General features: G+C 32.2%; 14 protein-coding genes. 2 read left to right on the top strand and 12 right to left on the bottom strand.

Annotated features, from left to right (window positions below):
* Position 1: 1 nt before the first annotated feature.
* From D1816_RS16970 to D1816_RS16945, 6 genes are all read right to left on the bottom strand, one after another.
* Positions 2–2,398 (bottom strand): TonB-dependent receptor, encoded by a 2,397-nt coding sequence (locus D1816_RS16970; RefSeq protein WP_118504380.1) that lies wholly within the window; start codon positions 2,396–2,398, stop codon positions 2–4.
* Between the two features lie 84 nt (positions 2,399–2,482).
* A complete protein-coding gene (locus D1816_RS16965; RefSeq protein ID WP_118504378.1) occupies positions 2,483–2,767 on the bottom strand; it encodes a hypothetical protein in 285 nt (94 codons plus the stop codon).
* 56 nt (positions 2,768–2,823) lie between these two features.
* Positions 2,824–3,720 carry a S9 family peptidase gene (locus D1816_RS16960; RefSeq protein WP_233565208.1) on the bottom strand — a complete coding sequence of 299 codons (897 nt, stop codon included), beginning with the start codon at positions 3,718–3,720 and terminating at the stop codon, positions 2,824–2,826.
* Positions 3,674–6,409 carry a PD-(D/E)XK nuclease family protein gene (locus tag D1816_RS16955; protein WP_118504376.1) on the bottom strand — a complete coding sequence of 912 codons (2,736 nt, stop codon included), beginning with the start codon at positions 6,407–6,409 and terminating at the stop codon, positions 3,674–3,676. The genes D1816_RS16960 and D1816_RS16955 overlap by 47 nt, the downstream gene beginning before the upstream one ends.
* 131 nt (positions 6,410–6,540) lie before the next feature.
* Positions 6,541–7,953 carry an OmpA family protein gene (locus D1816_RS16950; RefSeq protein ID WP_066315310.1) on the bottom strand — a complete coding sequence of 471 codons (1,413 nt, stop codon included), beginning with the start codon at positions 7,951–7,953 and terminating at the stop codon, positions 6,541–6,543.
* Positions 7,954–8,238: 285 nt separating this feature from the next.
* Positions 8,239–11,391, bottom strand: a complete 3,153-nt coding sequence (locus D1816_RS16945; RefSeq protein WP_118504374.1) for an exodeoxyribonuclease V subunit beta — start codon at positions 11,389–11,391, stop codon at positions 8,239–8,241.
* Between the two features lie 188 nt (positions 11,392–11,579).
* Here D1816_RS16945 and D1816_RS16940 point away from each other — a divergent pair, with 188 nt between their 5' ends.
* Positions 11,580–12,188 carry a superoxide dismutase gene (locus D1816_RS16940; protein WP_066315306.1) on the top strand — a complete coding sequence of 203 codons (609 nt, stop codon included), beginning with the start codon at positions 11,580–11,582 and terminating at the stop codon, positions 12,186–12,188.
* Between the two features lie 273 nt (positions 12,189–12,461).
* Here D1816_RS16940 and D1816_RS16935 read toward each other — a convergent pair whose 3' ends face one another.
* The 3 genes from D1816_RS16935 to D1816_RS16925 form a co-directional block, all read right to left on the bottom strand.
* The gene (locus tag D1816_RS16935; protein ID WP_118504371.1) at positions 12,462–14,360 is read right to left on the bottom strand and encodes an amidophosphoribosyltransferase; all 1,899 of its coding nucleotides are present in this window, start codon (positions 14,358–14,360) and stop codon (positions 12,462–12,464) included.
* 76 nt (positions 14,361–14,436) lie between these two features.
* The gene (locus D1816_RS16930; RefSeq protein WP_118504369.1) at positions 14,437–15,366 is read right to left on the bottom strand and encodes a PfkB family carbohydrate kinase; all 930 of its coding nucleotides are present in this window, start codon (positions 15,364–15,366) and stop codon (positions 14,437–14,439) included.
* A gap of 82 nt (positions 15,367–15,448) precedes the next feature.
* Positions 15,449–16,048, bottom strand: coding sequence for an START domain-containing protein (locus D1816_RS16925; protein ID WP_118504367.1), 600 nt, complete (start codon positions 16,046–16,048; stop codon positions 15,449–15,451).
* Positions 16,049–16,296: 248 nt separating this feature from the next.
* On the opposite strand from D1816_RS16925, the gene D1816_RS16920 reads away from it, so the two are divergent.
* Positions 16,297–17,361: a carbohydrate-binding protein gene (locus tag D1816_RS16920; protein WP_118504365.1), complete on the top strand. Its 1,065-nt coding sequence runs from the start codon at positions 16,297–16,299 to the stop codon at positions 17,359–17,361.
* A gap of 177 nt (positions 17,362–17,538) precedes the next feature.
* Here D1816_RS16920 and gwsS read toward each other — a convergent pair whose 3' ends face one another.
* From gwsS to gwsG, 3 genes are read right to left on the bottom strand one after another with little or no spacing between them, the layout of a single operon-like run.
* Positions 17,539–18,615: a grasp-with-spasm system SPASM domain peptide maturase gene (gene gwsS / locus D1816_RS16915; protein ID WP_118504363.1), complete on the bottom strand. Its 1,077-nt coding sequence runs from the start codon at positions 18,613–18,615 to the stop codon at positions 17,539–17,541.
* Positions 18,596–18,811, bottom strand: coding sequence for a hypothetical protein (locus D1816_RS16910; RefSeq protein WP_066315300.1), 216 nt, complete (start codon positions 18,809–18,811; stop codon positions 18,596–18,598). Before D1816_RS16910 ends, gwsS begins: the two co-directional genes overlap by 20 nt.
* Entirely contained in the window at positions 18,801–19,781 is a 981-nt protein-coding gene (gwsG, locus tag D1816_RS16905; protein ID WP_118504361.1) for a grasp-with-spasm system ATP-grasp peptide maturase, read from the bottom strand. Before gwsG ends, D1816_RS16910 begins: the two co-directional genes overlap by 11 nt.
* Positions 19,782–19,793: the final 12 nt, after the last annotated feature.

The following is a 19,793-nucleotide window of genomic DNA, read 5'->3' as shown; positions in this document are numbered from 1 at the left end:
TTTAATAGTTAATTGATATTCGTAATAAAAAGTTTCTACCTAAATCATCTGCATAATATCGCTGACGATTTAGATAATTTCTATATGTTGTATTGGCTAAATTGTTAATTGTAAATCCAAGGTTTAAAGAACTTTTATCTCCCATCTTAAATTTCATACCTGTATTGAAATTGAGTAAATGATAGGCAGAAGGTGGCGTATTTATCTCTAGTAAAACGTCTTGTCCACTATCGGGAGAAAACACCGTTATATTTGGTGGAAATTCATTTTGTCTAAAATGGTATTGGCTTTCTAAAGAAGCTGTAAAATCATACCACTCTGTTTTAGTAAATGTGATTTTATTATTAAAATTAGGAGCAGGCATATTTATTAACGCTTGTTTATCATCTGTTTCCTGTCCTTTTACCAAGGAAAACTTATGATCAGTTATCCAGTTTGTATGCCAATTTGCATATGCTCTGGCATCCACTCCTAATAATCTAACATTCGTTTGTCTATATTGCCAGACAGGAAAAGCACCTCTAATAGTTAACTCTGTACCTACTGGCTCTAAAAGAATATAATCTTGAATAAAATTAGCATATGGAGCCACTTCCCATCCCCATTTTTCATGACTATCTTTAAGGGATAAAGATATTTTATGAGAAGTTTCTTGATCGATTCTAAGATCTCCTAATTCGATCCTTGCCGCAGAATGATGCAAGCCATCACTAAATAATTCTGACGGATTAGGAGCTCGTTGGGATAAGGCATAATTAAAACGAAACTCATAGTCATCATTAAATATGTATTGAATCCCTGCTGTTCCTGAAACATTATGATAGTCAAAAACTGGATTTGTTAGAAACTGTGATCCAGCTACATTTCTATCAATAACAATATCTGAAAAATCTTGATCATAATTTCTTTCTTCCCATCGTGAGATCAAATAAAATTTCTGTGCATCAATTTGATTAAAATCATACCGAATTCCTGCATCCACAATTAAATCTTCCTTTAAATCATATGCTACGGTAAGAAATGCTCCTGCATCATATTTCTTATAATCAGGAATAAGACGTCTCACCCCTGTAAGTGGGTTTGCAAAATTTTCTTGATATCTAAATAATGCTCCAGCGGTAAACTTATATTTTTCGCTAGAATCAAATTCAAAATCCGAGGTTATAGAATGAGTGGTTAATTCTAAATCTATACTTGGTATTTTATTACGTTCTTCGGTTCTTCTAATGTCAAATTCTAATCTGTTGTTGAGTTGGAAATCATATTGAGTAGTCCATTTACCAAGCTGTTCAAATCTTTTAAAATATTTTATTTTTCCCAAATGATGAGTCACCTCTTGTTTTGGATTTTCAATATCATAAGTAAAATCACGAATAATATCCGGCTCACCACTATTTATGGAGGCAATAAGTCTATCTACGTTACCTATATGAGATGATGCTAAAACGCCCAACTCATTAGCATAAAAAGAATAAAACACATCCCAACCATGGGTAAATTTATTTACTCCAAATGATGCAGAAAACCCTTTTTCAAAAATTGCGGTATTAGAAAGAACATAATCCGGAGCTTCTACATCACCAAATCTTTTTAGAGTTCCTTGTACTTTTAGAAACATTCCGCTTTCATAAGCCTTTGTCAATTTCGAAGTTAAAGATCCACCTCTTCCATTTGTGCCTCCAGAAAGAACTGTTTTTCCGAATAGGGTATCTTTGGCTGGAGCTCTATTAGATTCCATAATAATTACACCTCCAATAGCATCTCCTCCATATTTTAATGCAGATGCGCCTTTGACCACTGTAATATTGTTAGCTACATTAATATCCACATTTGGAGCATGTTCGTCTCCCCACTCCATATCTTGCATTCTTACACCATTATTCATAATTAGTACTCTACTTCCGTTGAGACCTTGTATAATAGGTTTAACAATAGTTGATCCCGTGTTTAAAGAAGACACACCTGTTATCTCTTTTAGAGCATCTCCTAGAGAAGCATTGCTGTATCTCTCTATGATATTTTTATCAATTGTTTCCTCTTGAGACGATGATGTTTTTGTTTTACTTTCGTTTACATTTACCTCTTCCAACTCATTAAGATGATGTTCTAAGTAAAAATCTTTTGAAGATATTTTAGCTAGATCTAATGTTACTACCTGAGAGTTACAATCTTTATGAGATATGGTAAAAGCGTATGATATTCTGCATAAGCCATCTATACTATATGAACCTTTATTGTCGGTCATAATTGTGCGGTTATCAAATGTTATCGTTGCTCCTTCTAAGGGCACCCCATCATGAAAATCTATGACTCGACCAGATAGTATTTGACTACAGTCTTGTCCTGATAAGAGGTTAATCCCGAGAAGAAACACTAATAACCATGTGTGTCTTTTCATTCGTTAAATAAAATAATGGATATACTAATAGCATATATAATAGTGCTACTAGTTAATTGTCAATAAAAAAGTTGAAATAATAAATTAAGCTACAGGAGGAGCTTTATTTAGAAAGGAATGATTCTTATTTGTTTTAAAATATCGATTCTCGTATGTACTGCGAACCACATCTGCCGGAATAATCACAGCATCTGGAAGCATTACTATCTCTGCTGATATAAAATCATCATTATGATCCTGAGAAGCAAATTGACAAATAGTACAATCAACATCATTGGCATCATGGTCCAAAACATGAAGATCAGCCAACTGAATGAAACTGAAAATCATTAGGAAAATGGATGCTATGATGTGTCTACTTGACTTCATACTGACAAATAAACAAAAAAAAAGAAAAACATTGTGTTTTCTTCAACACAAATCTGTTAAAGTATTGCAAATTGCATCGATTTTTCAACAATTTCTAGTAAATGGTGAGGTAGAATCTCTGTTTCCCAAGGATGTTTTGCTCCAAAAACGTGATTTGCGTCTTCTACAAGAAATAATTCACTTTTGTCGTTCCAGGAATGAATCTCTTTTGCTTCTTTAACACTTACAGTTGGGTCTTTTGTGCCATGAATTATTAAATGTGGTACCTTAATATTCTTTACAGCCTTTTTGATGGTAAGACGATTTTCATTATCAACAAAAGAGGTATAAAATTGAAAATAATGTGGCATTTGTTGTTTTGTTCTTCCATTTTCTACAAACATTACTCCATCTTCTTTCCATTGCTTTAGCGTTTCTCCTTTTGGAAATCTATTTTTATAATCACAAACACTAGCCCAAGTAATTAGCTTGTTAACCCTATGGTCTTCGGTGGCTTTAATTGTTGCAATGCCTCCCCCACGAGAATGTCCTATTAATGTAATTTTAGTACTATCAACTTCGTTCTTATGCTTAAAACTTGAAGCTGTTATCAAATCCAAAACGTTTTCTAGATCATCTAACTCTATGATAAATGTGTTATTACCGAATGCTTCTAAATCAGGAAAATCTATTGGCTGTTCTTTTGTTCCTCCGTTATGAGAAAAGTTAAACTTCACAAAAAAGAATCCAGCCTTAGCAAACATTTCTGCAACTAAATTCCAAGCTCCCCAATCTTTAAAACCTTTATAACCATGACAAAATATTACAATTGGTTTTCTTGTTTTATTTGAAACATAGGAAAAATCCATCATGATTGGTTTATTATGCTTTCCTTTAATGCTTAGGTTTTCATTCTTAATCACTGCTCTATACTTCTTTTTCGATAAATGGGATCTCGATATTAAAAATCTCAAGAATCAATTTTTTTAATTGGGAAAGGTATGCTTCAAAAGTCTCGTTTGTAATGTTATGATTGGGTTTACTTCTGATGCTTTCTTTTGTTCCAAACTTAAGATATCCCTCTTTAAGGTTTTTAAAAGAAATAATACCCGCTGTAAAGGCTTCAGAAATTGGGTTTTCATTATGTTGCATATACCCATAGGCTAAAACCTGCACGGCCTTACTATATTTATAATCTTCAGTAATTACTTCCCAATCCATTAATACTACATCATTTCTTGTTACTTTTCCAGTCTTATAGTCTATCACTCTTAATTGACCATCAAGTTCATCAATTCTATCTACTTTTCCTTTTATATATACTGGAAAATCTAACTCAGGAATTTGTACCTGTGTTTTTAAATTACTCTCTATAGCAATGATCTTTAATTTACCGCCTTCACTTACTACCTTCTCTTCAGATTTTAAAAAATTACGAATGTATTGTTTTGCTACTTCAAAAATTAGGAGATTTTTACCCTGAGTGATATCTAAGTCTGCATATTCTCGTTTAAATTCTGCCTGAAGTTCTGTATCTATAGCATCTCTCATTCTTTTTATCTCATCTATAGAAAGAAAACTATTTTCAAGAGGTTTATAAAACGTTTCTAAGGTATTATGAATTACTGTTCCTAAGGTATTGGCAGCAATGGTCTCTTCAACCTCATCTGTTTCACGAATCCCTAAAACATACTTGTAATAAAAGTCTATTGGGTTTCTTATGTATGAGGTTAGGGCAGATGGGGACAATCCATGCGCTGCTAGTTCTCTTAATTTTATTAAAACAGCATTGTTTTTTCCTACCTGATGTGATTGCGTATTAAACTTAGGAACATTAGACGAAACAGTATAATGTGTTACTGTGTGTTTAGGTCTCTTATCAATATCCAATTGTAATAAAAATCGACTCTTTTCTCCTCCTCCTACACCTTCGTCTTCTGTATTATAGATCAAATACACATTCTTGGCACGTTGAATTAATCTATAAAAGTGATACGTATAGATTGCATCCTTTTCTTTATATGTTGGAAGGTTATATGCTCTTTTTAAATCATAAGGAATAAAAGAATTTGTGCTTTTACCAGCAGGTAAAACTCCTTCATTTACAGAGCTTATAATTACGGTTTCAAAATCCAAACATCTAGACTCTAACATACCCATAAATTGCAAGCCTCTAAAAGGTTCCCCCGAAAAATCAAGAGTTTCAGACATTAAAATATCTTTATACAAGGTGTATAAAGCTCCGATAGTAGTAATATACTTGTATGTGTTGTATAATGTAAACAGTTTATTGAATATCAGATAAAATTGATAGATATACTCTAACTCTAAAGCATCTTTATCTTTATCTAGTTTTTCTTTAATTAATTGCACAATAGTTCTGCAATGTTCTAATGCTATAGCAACTCCATCCCAAGGTTTAAACAACAAATCAAGTATCTGTATCTCTTTACTTGAACATTGATCTTGTAAATTTCTAAGTGTTACATGCACTATATTTTCTTTGGATATAGTATTTATTAATTGCTTAGCTGTATCCCCCAAAAGCCAATAAGCGGGACGGCTATTTAAAATTTCTAGAACCGACTTATAATATAGTCCCCTATGATTGTCATTTTTATGTAACTCAAATAATAGCTCAAAAAAGCTTGAAACCGGAATTTCCTTAAGTGGCAATCCCATAGTAATATTTACAGATTCAACCGTATTTGGCATTGCGTTTAATAACGGTTGCAATAAGCCTTCATCTGCTAATACCAATGCCGTTTTTTCTATATCTTGTTTTGGAATTTTTTTTAGTATCTGACCGATACACTTACCTTGTCCAACATTTTTAGGAACTCCTATAAGCTTTATATCTTTTTCTTCAGAAAAATTATTTTTAATCCATTTAAAAGTATTGTTTTTATAATATTCCCATTGTTCCTTATAACCTCTCAAAAATAAAGAGGCTTCGTGATACTTGTTTTCGACAAAAAAAGTATCCGCATCCCAATAGGCATCTCCAAGATTAGCTTCTAAAAGTGTTTGGAATATAATTTGTTCTGCATTGTTTAGCGCGTTAAAGCCTACTAAAATATGTTTCCTCTTTTCGGTTTTTACGTACTCTTTGATATCCTCGGAAGCTTTGCGATATAATAATCCCTGATATCCTATTTTCTTAGATAATAGTCTGTTTTTAAAGCTATCATAATAGTGCAACAGGCTTTCCCAAAACTGGATATAGTTTTGCACTAGCTCTGTCTTTTCTTTCTGTAAATACCAATGATTGATGTCTTGTATGCTTGATAAATAAGCAAAAAAGCTCTTGTGATCTATGCAATATCTATCGATTTCATTAAAATCATAAATCAAGGTTTGAGCCCAAGTAGTAAAAGTTTCAAAATCTTCTTTTGGTAAATGTGTGTTAGTACTCAAATACGTTTCATAAAACTCGAATACTGTTTGTATAGTATCTATCTGTTGTAGTCCAGATAATTTGGTAATAAACTCTTCGATACTAAGAATTTCAGGAACAAGAATAGATTGTTCTCTATAGATATCTAAAAGTTCTTTTTTAAGAAAAAGACCTGCTCTTTTACTGGGCACCAAAAAGATAAGGTTAGATATATCTTCGGTTGTGGTGTACAACTCTAATAATACTTCTTTTAGAAAACTTTTCAAGCGTTTACAATTTTGAATACCATACTTTCATTAGAAAGTTAAGTGATATTTTTGGGATTGTTAATTTTCTAAAAATAAAAAACGTCCCGAAATTATCGGGACGTTTTCATGATTTATTGTTAAGAGATTTCTTATTTCACTAAGTTGATCTCTACACGTCTGTTTTTAGCTCTACCAGCTCTAGTTTTATTACTAGCGATAGGCTTATCTTCTCCATATCCTATAGCTGATAATCTAAACTGATCGATACCATTTTCTGTAAGGTATGTTTTTACAGCGTTAGCTCTAGAATCAGATAATCTCTGATTGTTTGTAGCTCTACCTTGACTGTCTGTATGACCTTCGATAGTAAATTTAGCTGTAGGGTACTCTTTTAAGATAGCAATGATCTCAGCAAGTCTAGCATTTGACTGTTCTTTGATAGAAGATTTACCAGAGTCAAATAATACTTCAGCTGCGTACTCATTAAGTTTTTTCTGAACTTCTTCAGTTACTTCTGGGCAACCATTGTTAGCAACAGTACCAGCAACATCAGGACAGTTATCATCTTTATCTAGTACTCCGTCACCATCTTTATCTTGGTAAGGACATCCGTTGTTAGCAACTGGACCAGCTTCGTTAGGACACTCATCTTTAGCGTCAGTGATTCCGTCACCATCAGCATCAGGACATCCGTTAAGATCTGCTAAACCAGCAACAGTAGGACACTCATCTTTAGGATCTGGTACACCGTCACCGTCTGTATCAGGACATCCATTAAATTCTGCAGTACCTGCAGTATCAGGACAGTCATCTTTAGCGTCAGTGATTCCATCACCGTCTGTATCAGGACATCCATTGAATTCCTCTAAACCAGGAACGTCTGGACACTCATCATCTTTGTCATATACACCATCACCATCTGTATCTTTACCTCCGAAAGCGAAAGTAAGACCAGCAGAATGTTGGAAATGTGTTGGAGGGTAGTTTAAGTTACCTCCTGCACCAGGAATATCGTAATCTTCGAATACGTGCTTGTAAGTAGTTTGCACATTGAACGCTAAGTTTTCAGTTAACCAAAGGTTAAAACCTAAAGAACCGTTTAATGTTCCTGCACCATTTTCGTCTACCCAAGTGTATCCACCACCTACACCTAAGTAAGGGTCAAACCAACCTGATTTTAATGCATTTTTAAAACTATAGCTAATTCTACCATCTGCAGCGTAGTATGATAAATCGTCTGCTGGAACATCAGTTCCGTCAGGAAGTTCTCCTGCGTTTTCGATTTTGTTAACTGACCCAGTTACTGTAAAAGTAAAACCATCTCCTATATACTTACCAACAGATAATGTGGAAACAGAAGGAAGGATATTCCAGTGGTCACTAGCATTAAAAAATTCGTCGAAAATTTCTCCCTGATTAATAAGGTCTCCCCCCGTAGGAAAGATGTCAACGGCATTAACGCCTATAGAAACCGCCCAAGGATTGTTTTCATCTTGTGCGTTCGCAGTACTAAAGCCTAGTACTAGTAACGAAGCCGCTAAAAATCTGCTAAGATGTTTCATATTCAATAATTTAATTTTTAAGTGTTAATTAGAGCAAATGTAATATGTTAAACATAACTGTCAAAGACAAATCTAATAAATCTTTCTTAATAGGCCAGTAAATATAACCACTTTGAGAAGTACTAATATTTTTTGTATTAGCTTATTATCCCCAAAAATGATGTCAACTTTAACTGATCTGAAGAAAAATTATCATAATTTTCTTCGCAATTACGATACAATTATAAGATAAAAATACCTTTTATCCTTAAATTTCTTTTAGTAATTATGAAAATAATCGTTTATTTATATGTATTTTAAAGTGACACTTTCATCGAAATAAATAAGAATTTTATTCTCTATTACATGTCCCATTTCTTGTAGAATATTTCCATATTCATTTATTTGATCGGCATGAGAATCACTGTAAATACCAGTCTTATAGTCTATTATACTTGTTAGTCCTTCTTTGTCAATCGTAATTCTATCGGGTCGAAATAACCTGCCATTATAAATAATATCCCTTTCGTTATACACTTTATTTTCTGAAGAAAAGTATTTAAAAAGTTTCGGGTGTTTTACCACATTTTTTATCTCATCTTTGAGTACATCTTTCTCAAAAAAGGTGATTTCTCCCCTAACGAACTTATCTTCAATACTTCTGTTTATATCATCATATGTATAAATAGATGCCATTAACTCATGTATCAGGTTTCCTTTTTCTATAGCATCTTTTTGAGCAGTATCCCAGAGTTTTCCCGAATTTGTAACAATATTCACTTTATAAACTTTAGATACATCATCAAAACGCGATAATTTTATTGCTTTTGCTTTATGTTCTGTTTCAACTTCTGTTTCTTCTGGTTTTAGGGGGTTACCAAATTCATATTTTTTTTCATCCTTGATCCAATCTCCTTTTTCTTGTAAGTATTTGATTAGTTTTCCAGAAAATTTATTTGGGTTACTATCTCCTTTTTTACTTAACTCATATTTTGAAATTATATACAACTGCTCTCTAGCTCTAGTAAGAACAACATACAACAAATTAAAAGTATCTAACTCTAATTGTGCTTGGCGTTCCTGAATTATTTTTTGAGCAAAACTACCATACTCTGATATATTCTTATTATAATCAATAAATACTTCTTCAAAACCTGAGTATACGTCCTTATCTACATTCAACCACGTTTTAGGTTCTATTTCTCTATATACATCTATATTGGCATACGGATAAATCACACAAGGAAACTCAAGTCCTTTAGCCTTGTGTATCGTCATAATTTTAATGGCTTCTTCGGTTTCGGGAGCCACAATACTTAATTTTTCTTTTTTATCATCCCAATAAGAAAGAAAACCTATTATCCCATCAGTTTGTTTTTGGGTAAATGCAAATACTACATCTAAAAAAAACTGTATATAAGCAGGACTAACATTAGCCAAATTAAAACTACTAACAATATACTCTACTGCATCATAAAGAGGCCTTAGTGCTAACTGATCAAAATCGAAGTTTATTCCTAATTGCTTTAACTCAAGTAAAAACAAGTCTTTTTTTGCAATCATCATTTTTTGTAAAAATGAATGTTTGTCCTGTATGTTTAATCGGTCAATAAGAAAGTGCAAAACATTAGCCTTTGCCAAGAAATCTTCTGGGTATGTGAACCAGGAGAGTAAGTCTATAATAAAACCTACCTGAGGGTCATTATTAATTAGCAATGTTTCTGACGAAATAATAGACAATCCTTTTTCTGAAAGAAAATCAGCTAATACAGCACCTTCTTTTTGTTTTCGAACTATAATACATATATCATTTGCCCGATAACCTTTTTCTATTAGTTCGATTATCGATTCGAGTACTTTTTCTGGATATATCTCGTTTTCTTCTTCAGCATTGGCGGCATCGATAAAAGATATATTTACATAACCATCTTTTTTTGAGTTGACCTTTTGTTGATTTCCCTGAAGATATAATTGTCGGTGATTTTCATCACTAAATTCACCAGACAGAAAAGTAAAAAAGTTATTATTAAACTTTATAATTTCTTCATGACTTCGATAATTTCTAGGTAGATTAAGAACTTGTTTTTCTTGTACTGAAAACGGGTTTTTATCAAAAGAAAGGTCGATAAATTGTTCTGCTTTCCCTCCTCTCCATCTATAAATAGCCTGTTTTGCATCACCTACAATTGTAACCTGACCTCTTTTTCCAGATAGTGTTTCTGTCGAAACTGCATTATCTATTAATGGTATTAAGTTATTCCATTGCAATTCTGAAGTATCTTGGAATTCATCGATAAAATAATCTCGGTAGCGTTCTCCTAAACGTTCATAAATAAAGGGAGCCGGTTGATCTTTAATAGTATTACTGATAATTGTATTAAATTCTGAAATGAGTAGAATTCTTCTTTCTTTTTTTATCTTGATTAATTCCTGGTTTATTGTATTTAATACAGAAAGAGGAGTGAGGTTTTTTATGATGTTTTTAAGAAGTTGTATTTGTACTAATTGTTGTTTAGTAGTTAAAAAAGTTTCTTCGATTTCTGGGCGAATTTTATCAATTAGGCTTTTTTTATCTTCTTCTAGTTTTGCTCCATAAAAAGTAGCATTCGTAATATCTTGTTTCCAAACTGGTTTAAAATCTACAGCGGTCTCTCCTGCTGCTAATTTTTGAAAGTGTTTTGGGATAGAGCCTCTTGTAAAATCTTCTGTAGCTAGTCCGTTTTCATTAATTGTGACCAACAAACTCTTAGACTCTGATACTACAGCTTTGCTTAGTTCTTTACTGTTATGGATTAACAATTTCTTAAAAGCTTCAAAATCTGCAATCTTCTTTTTAGAAAGTTTATTTAAATGTTCTCTATCATTTTCACTAAATAATAACCGGGCTACCTTATTTAGCTCTAAGGTAATATCCCAACTTTTATCTTCATCTAATTTACTTAATGCAAAATCGATAATAAGTTTGGTTAACTCTTTGTCCACTCCTATTTTTGAAACTACGCCAGCTACAGCTTCTTCGATCAAAGCGTCTGAATCCATTTCAATTTCAAAATTCATAGGAATCCCTAAATCGTACGCAAATGTTCTTAATACTCGATGCGTAAACGTATCTATAGTAACAATATCAAAGGCTGCATAATTATGTAGAATACTCTTTAGGGTTCGTTTGGCTTTTAACTTAAGTTTCTCTTTAGGTATTTTTGTCTCTAAAACTAATTCATCTAATAACCCTTGATATTTAATAGGTGTATCGGTACTGCTAATAGCTACGAGATTTTCTAAAACCCTAGTTTTCATCTCGGCAACCGCTTTATTTGTAAATGTAATAGCTAAAATATTCTTATAACTATCTCTAAATTCACCTTTAAGAACAGTAATCAAGTATGCCTTAACTAAGGTATATGTTTTTCCTGCTCCGGCAGCAGCGTTATATATGGTAAAAGGAATATTAGGATTCAATTTTTTTTACTAAAATACAAAATCAGGTATTCTGAAACCCTGAGATATTTACAAATCTATAAGTAATACGATTTTTTTTAGCAATATTCTGATTTAATCAATTTATAACAATTATAAATTTTTATTCACCACTCTAATTGTTAAATTTGAGGTCATTTGTATTTTTATTAATCAAAATAATAAATTTTATGTCATTCGAATTACCAAAATTAAACTACGCTTTTGATGCGTTAGAACCTCATATAGATGCTCGTACTATGGAAATCCATCATGACAAACATCATGCAGGATATACTAGTAAATTAAATGCAGCTACCGAAGGAACTGATCTTGAAGGCAAAACTATTGAAAACATACTTATTAATTTAGACATGAATAATACTGCTGTTAGAAATAATGGTGGCGGATATTATAATCACAACTTATTCTGGGAAGTAATGTCTCCTAATGGTGGAGGTAAGCCTTCTGGAGAGCTTGCAGATGCTATAAATGCAGCATATGAATCTTTTGATGCTTTTAAAGGCGCATTTGCTAGTGCTGCGGGTACGCGCTTTGGTTCAGGTTGGGCTTGGTTATGTGTTCATCCTGGGGGTAAAGTAGAAATTTGTTCTACGCCTAACCAGGATAATCCTTTAATGCCAGGTATTGGATGCGGAGGTACTCCTATCCTTGCTCTAGATGTTTGGGAGCATGCTTATTACTTAAATTATCAGAATCGTCGTCCTGATTACGTATCTGCATTTTTTAATGTTATTGATTGGAATGAAGTTTCAAGTAGATATGCACAAGGAAAATAGGTTTTTACTATTCTTTCTTTGTTAAAAGAAAAAAGAGTCACAATATTGTGACTCTTTTTTTATATGTATAATTACGAATTGTCATAAAATAAAAAAAGGTGGAAAGTCCACCTTTTTTTGCCCCAAATCTACCATGAACTTAACCTACTTATGCTATGGCTCTGCTAATATAAAGCGTTATTTCATTGTGAAAAAATGTTTTAGATGAAAGGTCAAAATAATTGTTGAACTACACAAATTAACCCTTTTTAACAACAAACTTTTTATGCTTTTTTAGTACGCTCTTTCGTTTTTACCTTCAAAGAAGTTAATAAATGCTTTATTTACGACTCTGTTTCCTCCAATTGTTGGGTAATCTCCTGTAAAATACCAATCTCCAAGGTTCTTAGGGCAGGCGCTATGCAGGTTCTCGACTGTTTGATAAATAATCTTTACATCTGCATTTACAGAATTGTCGCTTAATAATTCAGCTATTTTATCACTTATTTCTTGATCTGAATATCCACTATAAATTTCTTTTACGAAATTTTGCACTTCAGAATCTTCTAGGTTTTCTTGAGCTTTACATTTTTCATAAACTTGCTCAACCAAGTCATAATTACCATCTTCTTTTAAAAGTTCTAGTGCTGCTTTAAAAGCAACTAACCCTTCTAATCTTGCCATATCAATTCCATAACAATCTGGATAACGAATTTGAGGAGCAGAAGAGACAATAACAATCTTTTTAGGATTCAATCTATCCATCATTTTGATAATACTTTTCTTTAGTGTTGTACCTCTCACAATACTATCATCAATAATTACCAAATTATCTTCTTGTTTTACAACTCCATAAGTAACATCATATACGTGAGCTACTAAATCATCTCTACTACTATCTTCTGTAATAAATGTTCGCAGTTTAGCATCTTTTATAGCAATTTTCTCTGTTCTCAGTCGATACGATAAAATTTCTGAAAGACGCTCATCTGTAAGTGTTTCTTTTTCAGAAAGAATAGTTTCATTCTTCTGTTTATTTAATTCATCTTGTGCCGCCTCTACCATACCATAAAAAGAAGTTTCGGCAGTATTCGGAATAAAAGAAAAAACTGTATTTACTGTATCATGAACAATTTCTTTAAGAACTTGAGGCATTAATAATCTACCTAATTTTTTTCTTTCTTCATAAATTTCTGCATCACTACCTCTTGAAAAATAAATTCTTTCAAAAGAACAAGCTTTTCTTTCTAAAGGTTCTATAATCCCTTTTATAGAGGTATTACCATCTTTCTTTACAATAATCGCTTTTCCAGGATCAAGTTCTTTAACATCATCAAAATCAACATTAAAAACTGTCTGGATAACTGGCCGTTCTGATGCTACTACTACTACCTCATCATCTTTATAATAATACGCTGGTCGTATTCCTGCTGGATCTCTAAGCACAAAAGCATCTCCATGTCCTAACATTCCTGCCATAGCATATCCACCATCCCAATCTCTTGATGATTTCTTAAGTATTTTAGCTACGTTTAATCGTTCAACAATCTGCGGAGATGCGTCAATTTTGTTAAAACCTTCTTTCTTTAATTTCTTATACAATTTAGCAACCTCTGAATCCAGAAAATGCCCAATCTTCTCCATTACAGTAACCGTGTCAACTTTATCCTTAGGGTGTTGCCCAAGTCGCACGAGGTTGTCAAATAACACGTCGTTATTTGTCATATTAAAATTACCTGCAACAATAAGATTACGATGCATCCAGTTATTCTGTCTTAAAAAAGGATGAACACTCTCAACACTATTTTTTCCGAAGGTACCGTAACGTACATGCCCTAATAACACCTCTCCTATATAAGGTATATTTTTTTTCTGAAGATCAACATCATCTGCGTACTCAGGATGATCAACTAATTCCTTATTAATTCTATCATTTATTTGCGAAAAAATATCCTGTATGGGCTGAGATTTACTAGAACGAACTCTACTTATATATCGTTCTCCTGGTGAAGTATCTAATTTAATACTTGCAAAACCTGCTCCATCTTGTCCTCGGTTATGTTGTTTTTCCATCATTAAGTACATTTTATTAACTCCATAAAATGCACTGCCATATTTTTCTTTGTAATAAGACAATGGCTTTAATAATCGAATAAATGCTATACCGCATTCGTGTTTTAACGCATCACTCATTGTATTCCAGTATTCTAAGTTTGTGTTATAGTATAATTAAAAAAGCCCCAAAATCATTTCAGGGCTATATTTTCATTTATGACAATTCTATTTCAAATTGTGTTAATTGCTTAAACTGCTTAAGCCTTTTTTGAATTTCTTCTCGACTTAAATTTTCCATTCGCTCTGTTCCGAACTTCTCTACACAAAAAGAGGCTAAGTTCGAAGCATGAATAATTGCGTTTTTCATACTTTCAAAGGAAACATTACCTGTTTTGGCTAAATACCCTGCAAAGCCACCTGCAAAAGTGTCGCCTGCACCAGTTGGATCAAAAACCTCTTCTAATGGTAATGCGGGTGCAAAGAAAATTTCTTCTTCATGAAAAAGTAAGGCTCCATGTTCTCCTTTTTTAATCACCACATATTTTGGACCCATTTTTGAAATTACTCTTGCCGCTTTCACCAAAGAGTACTCACCACTTAATTGTCTTGCTTCTTCATCATTAATGGTAATAACATCTACTTTTGCAATAACTCTTTTAAGGTCTGCTAAAAAAGCGTCTTCCATCCAGAAGTTCATCGTATCCAATATAGCAAGTTTTGGTTTAGATACCATTTGCTCTAAGACACTTAACTGAACTAGTGGATTTAGATTTCCTAAAACTACAATTTCTGCGTCTTTATAATTATCAGGAACTACAGGACTAAAATCTGCAAGAACATTAAGTTGTGTATCTAAGGTATCTCTAGAATTTAGATCATTATGATATTTACCGCTCCAGAAAAATGTTTTCCCTCCTTGCACAATTTCTATAGCAGAAGTATCAATATCTTTTTTCTTTAACATCTCTAGATAATCTTTTGGAAAATCATCTCCAACTACAGATACAACTGCAGATGGAATATTAAAACTGGATGCAGAAAGCGCTATATAAGGCGCTGCTCCACCCAAAATTTTATCTGTTTTTCCAAATGGAGTTTCAATGGCATCAAAGGCAACAGAGCCTACAATAAGTAATTTACTCATAAAATAGCGTAATAATTTTTTGCAAATATACGTTTTACTTTTCAAGCATATTAATGAAAAGTAAAGTCTTATAAAATCAATATTAAGAATTTGCTTTTTCTAGTTTGTTTCTAAGTTCTAAAAATGTTTTAAAAGGCCCCGTAACCAATAATGAATTTGTGATAAATGGAGGTAATGATCCTTCTGGATTTATATAAAGTTGCTGAGTAACTGCTACTGTTCCATTTTTTTCTTCTAGCAACCAAAACCCAGACATTTCCTGTATACGAAGTGTGTTTTTTAATCTAGGGACTTCTTCTGGAACAGCATCTATATTTAATTTGATTACTGTTTTAGAAATTCTTTCTATACGTATTCTGGAAACAACATCTCGATCTTTTACAGGCCACGAAAATTCATTTTTTGCATAAAATATATAATCCCCCTGTTTATTTATTTTTACCAGATGGCTAATCCCTTCCTTACAATTTTCCATATACTCAGGGGCTTCTAATAACTCCCTCAGCACTTGATCTAATGATGTATTGATCGAGGTTATCGCTTTATATTCTTTATAAGGACTATTTCCCGTTTTTCTAACTTGTATTTGAATACCTTTATTGGACTTCGCTATTTTCCATTCGGTTTGACTATTTGCAATAAATGGAAGTAGTAAAAACAATAGGTAGTATATATTTTTCATGATTTCTGGCTTTTAAATCATCATATTTAGATCTATATCTCAGTCATTTAGTAGAAAAAAACTACAGAGCATTACAAATGTGTTATTGAAAACATTTTTGAAGTAAAAAAAGAAATATAAGCCATTTTGTTAACTTTAAAAAAGTACGGTTTTAACTTATCAAAAGAATGCTTTTTCAGTATTTTATTTGTATTTTTATTAAAGTTTTGTTAATTTTAATAAAATTTTAACAAATAACCCAAATAAATATGAGAAAAAGTAAACTAGCTAGATTTGCTCTAGCACTGTTAGTTTCGTTTTCGTTAACCAATTGTGAGAAGGATACAGAAGACGTTTTTGAGGGGAATCAAGTAAGTGAACAAGCTAAAAGTGCTCATGTATGTATTGCCAAATGGGATGCACCAAATGAAGCAAAGGCTACCAGTGTTAAAGCAAAACAATGGGAAACAGGTCAAACTATTCGAGTAAAGTTTTTAAACGGAAACAATTTTGTTCAATCCAAAGTAAAACAATATGCCGTAGAATGGGAGAAACATGCAAACCTTAAGTTTGAATGGGTTTCTTCTACAAGTAATGCTAATATTAAAATTGCATTCAAAGAGGGCCAATATAGCGATGTAACAGGATCTTGGTCATATTTAGGAACTGATTCAAACAGTCACGATCACAGTATGCACTTTGGATGGTTTAATGATAATACTACTGATTCAGAATTCAGAAGAACAACTATTCACGAATTTGGTCATGCACTTGGATTAATCCATGAGCATCAAAATCCAGTAGCAGGAATAAACTGGGATAAAGATGCGGTTTATTCATATTATGCTGGACCACCAAATAATTGGTCCAAAGCACAGGTTGATAACAACCTTTTTAGACGTTATGAAGCTAACATTTCTAATTATAGTGCTTACGACCCATTATCAATTATGCATTATCCTATTCCTGCAGAGCACACTCTAGATAGAGTCGCAGTAGGTTCAAATACTAATCTTTCAGAAATTGATAAAGAATTTATAGGAACTATATATCCATTTCCAGATACTGGTGATGTTTGTGCTGGTGTAGCACCGTATAATAGCGGTAGATCATATACTACCGGTGATAAAGTAACCTATAACGGAGACTTATACCAAAGAACTGCTAACGGATGGAATAATCTTGGACCATGTCCTAGTAACGATCCTTGTGACGGAGTAACTGCATATAGCAGCGCTAGATCATATACTACTGGTGATAAAGTAACCTATAATGGAGACTTATACCAAAGAACTGCTAGCGGATGGAATAATCTTGGGCCTTGTGGTGGATAATATAAAGTAAGTAGCTTACTTAAACAATAAAGCAAGATTAAAAAAAATACCTTAGAGTTATTCTAGGGTATTTTTTCTATATAATATGGTCTAAATTATATTTAAAATAAGTTTATTTCCTTCCAAAATCTGCTGGAATTTCTCCCCAGGCTTTGGTTTTCTATTTTATCATTACCTCTAACTTTTCACAAATTCATGGAAACTATAATATTTTATTGCTTCTTGTTTTAAAGGGTTTTTACTCCAATCTTGCCATTGATTTGTATGTGGATCATATCCACATTTCAAAGGTTTAGAAAATTTATTTTCAGGATATTCTACATATGCCCGACAATCAGTACATACTCTCCTATACTCACAATCTTTACAGGTATCTATTAAATCTTTATGAATCCCCCAAGGCTTTTGAAATTGCTTTGATTGAACCACTTCCTCAATATCGTCGGTTTTAATATTTCCATAACTTTGAGACATTGAAGGACAATTTTTAATATTACCCTCATTATCTATTCCTAGTTTTTTATTCAAACAAGAGTTAAATTTCAAGGACTCTGTGAATACAGGAATTTTAATCGAAAATAATTTAGGGTCAATAATGCCACAATGACTTTGATTATTTATGCTTTTGGAAATAAATTTGATTTTAGGATTTTCAGACTTACTTGAAATATCTTTTTCTTTTACTGAATGTAGAACAAAAAGAACTATTCTAGGATATTTGACAGAAAGACTTTCTATATCTTTAATATTAAAACTAGAAGTATATGGTATAAAGACGGTGATACTTCTGATAACCGAATCAGAACAGTTTTTGGCAAAAAAATCAAGCTTATCTAAATTTATTGTTTTATAAAATCGCAGCTCAACAAATTTGCAAAGTAGACTAGTAAGTGCAGTAGTTATTTTTTTTAGATCTCTTTGATCTAATTGATCCATTTCTATAATCGAATTATTAATATGTTCAGGAGATTTCCACTGCATATTTAATTCTGGAAATCTTTCTGGTTCATCTGTCCAAAACCCTAATTCATTTTCTTGTAAAAAATCAATGTACTCAAGAACAGTTTCTTGGTCTTCTGAAGAAAAAAAGTCAATACCTTCTAGAGTATCTTCGTTTTTCGTTTTTTCAAGAAATTCTGCTAAAGATAATGGTACAGAATACACTTTACCTCGATGAAGATCACAAATTGTTGCTAATGATGCACCTTTAACAAGCTTACAATTCGCAAATAATCTAAAAGTTTTTTTGTTCATCGAATGTTAGTATTTTAGAAATTGGTTTTTGTGACAATTTACATTCTACAAACTCTGAATGATAAATTGGCATTTGATCAGAAAAATTAATTTCTTTATTGTCAGAAATCTGTAAGTCTTGTATTTGATGATTTCTAAAGAAAAAGGGGAGTTTATCTAAAAAATCTTTGAAAAATACTTCTTTTTTATTGGTCATGTTGTATTAATGTTTTTGCTATTTCGTCTTCTAAATAATAGTTGCACGGCTTAGATACAAAACCAAATTGACCTGTAGGGTTCACCTCTAAGAAAACATATCTTTTGTCTGGTGTCTTTATTAAATCAATAGAACCTGTATTAAGATTCAATTCTTTCATCAAATTTCTTAATTTAGTTTCTATTTCCTTAGGTAGTAAATAAGGTACATTTCTATTAGGCTTTTCAGTATTATAGTTTCTAAAATCAGTTTTAGTTTGTGGATCCAATTGTGAAAATATTGCCATAGTATAAAATTTCCCTTCTAAATAAAAAGATCTTAATTCTATATCTTTTTCTACATATCTCTGAAAAAAAGATGGGAAAAACTTTTCGGGTAATGATTTAATAGATTCTTCTGTTATTTTATCTGTTTTGAAAAATATAGCAGATGACTCATCTCTAAAATAGACCGTTTCATACAATGGTTTTGTAATAACATCTCCGTGCTTTTTATAAAACTCCAAAAGCTTTTTTCGAGAATTTGATATCATAGAAATAGGTATTTGAAGCCCTATTTTTTCTGCAAGCCTCAGTATACTAAACTTATCAACTTTGGTCGATTTTGGATTTGGCAATTGATACGAATCCTCAAAACTTTTAAATATCTGGGAATTTGTTTTTGCCGTCTCTTGCCCCAATCGCCATCTAAGCTCGGCAATATTATCATTAGTGCTATCCAAACTATTAATAGCCTCTTTAAAATGAGAACGATATCTCATAAATCCTCTAAACCAAATACTTTGATATTCTTGAGAAAAGAAGCTAGATTCGTTCTTTGAATTCGATAGTTCTATACTCCAGTCATTACCATTCTCATAATAGTCATGCCCAGAAAGAAAATCAAATTTAGCGTTATGATAGGACAGCCAATCAATTACATCTTCATGGCTTTCATTATTCTCGTCATGACTTTTACAGATAAGTATCATAATACTTGGATT

This window comes from Aquimarina sp. AD10 (assembly GCF_003443715.1).
GTDB classification, from domain to species: domain Bacteria; phylum Bacteroidota; class Bacteroidia; order Flavobacteriales; family Flavobacteriaceae; genus Aquimarina; species Aquimarina aggregata.
This window is presented reverse-complemented; position numbering and strand designations above follow the sequence as displayed.

Bases quoted from the DNA above. Each gene is read 5' to 3' on its own strand.
- D1816_RS16970 (WP_118504380.1), bottom strand. From the start codon at position 2,398: ATGAAAAGACACACATGGTTATTAGTGTTTCTTCTCGGGATTAACCTC.
- D1816_RS16965 (WP_118504378.1), bottom strand. From the start codon at position 2,767: ATGAAGTCAAGTAGACACATCATAGCATCCATTTTCCTAATGATTTTC.
- D1816_RS16950 (WP_066315310.1), bottom strand. From the start codon at position 7,953: ATGAAACATCTTAGCAGATTTTTAGCGGCTTCGTTACTAGTACTAGGC.
- D1816_RS16940 (WP_066315306.1), top strand. From the start codon at position 11,580: ATGTCATTCGAATTACCAAAATTAAACTACGCTTTTGATGCGTTAGAA.
- D1816_RS16935 (WP_118504371.1), bottom strand. From the start codon at position 14,360: ATGAGTGATGCGTTAAAACACGAATGCGGTATAGCATTTATTCGATTA.
- D1816_RS16930 (WP_118504369.1), bottom strand. From the start codon at position 15,366: ATGAGTAAATTACTTATTGTAGGCTCTGTTGCCTTTGATGCCATTGAA.
- D1816_RS16925 (WP_118504367.1), bottom strand. From the start codon at position 16,048: ATGAAAAATATATACTACCTATTGTTTTTACTACTTCCATTTATTGCA.
- D1816_RS16920 (WP_118504365.1), top strand. From the start codon at position 16,297: ATGAGAAAAAGTAAACTAGCTAGATTTGCTCTAGCACTGTTAGTTTCG.
- gwsS (WP_118504363.1), bottom strand. From the start codon at position 18,615: ATGAACAAAAAAACTTTTAGATTATTTGCGAATTGTAAGCTTGTTAAA.
- D1816_RS16910 (WP_066315300.1), bottom strand. From the start codon at position 18,811: ATGACCAATAAAAAAGAAGTATTTTTCAAAGATTTTTTAGATAAACTC.
- gwsG (WP_118504361.1), bottom strand. From the start codon at position 19,781: ATGATACTTATCTGTAAAAGTCATGACGAGAATAATGAAAGCCATGAA.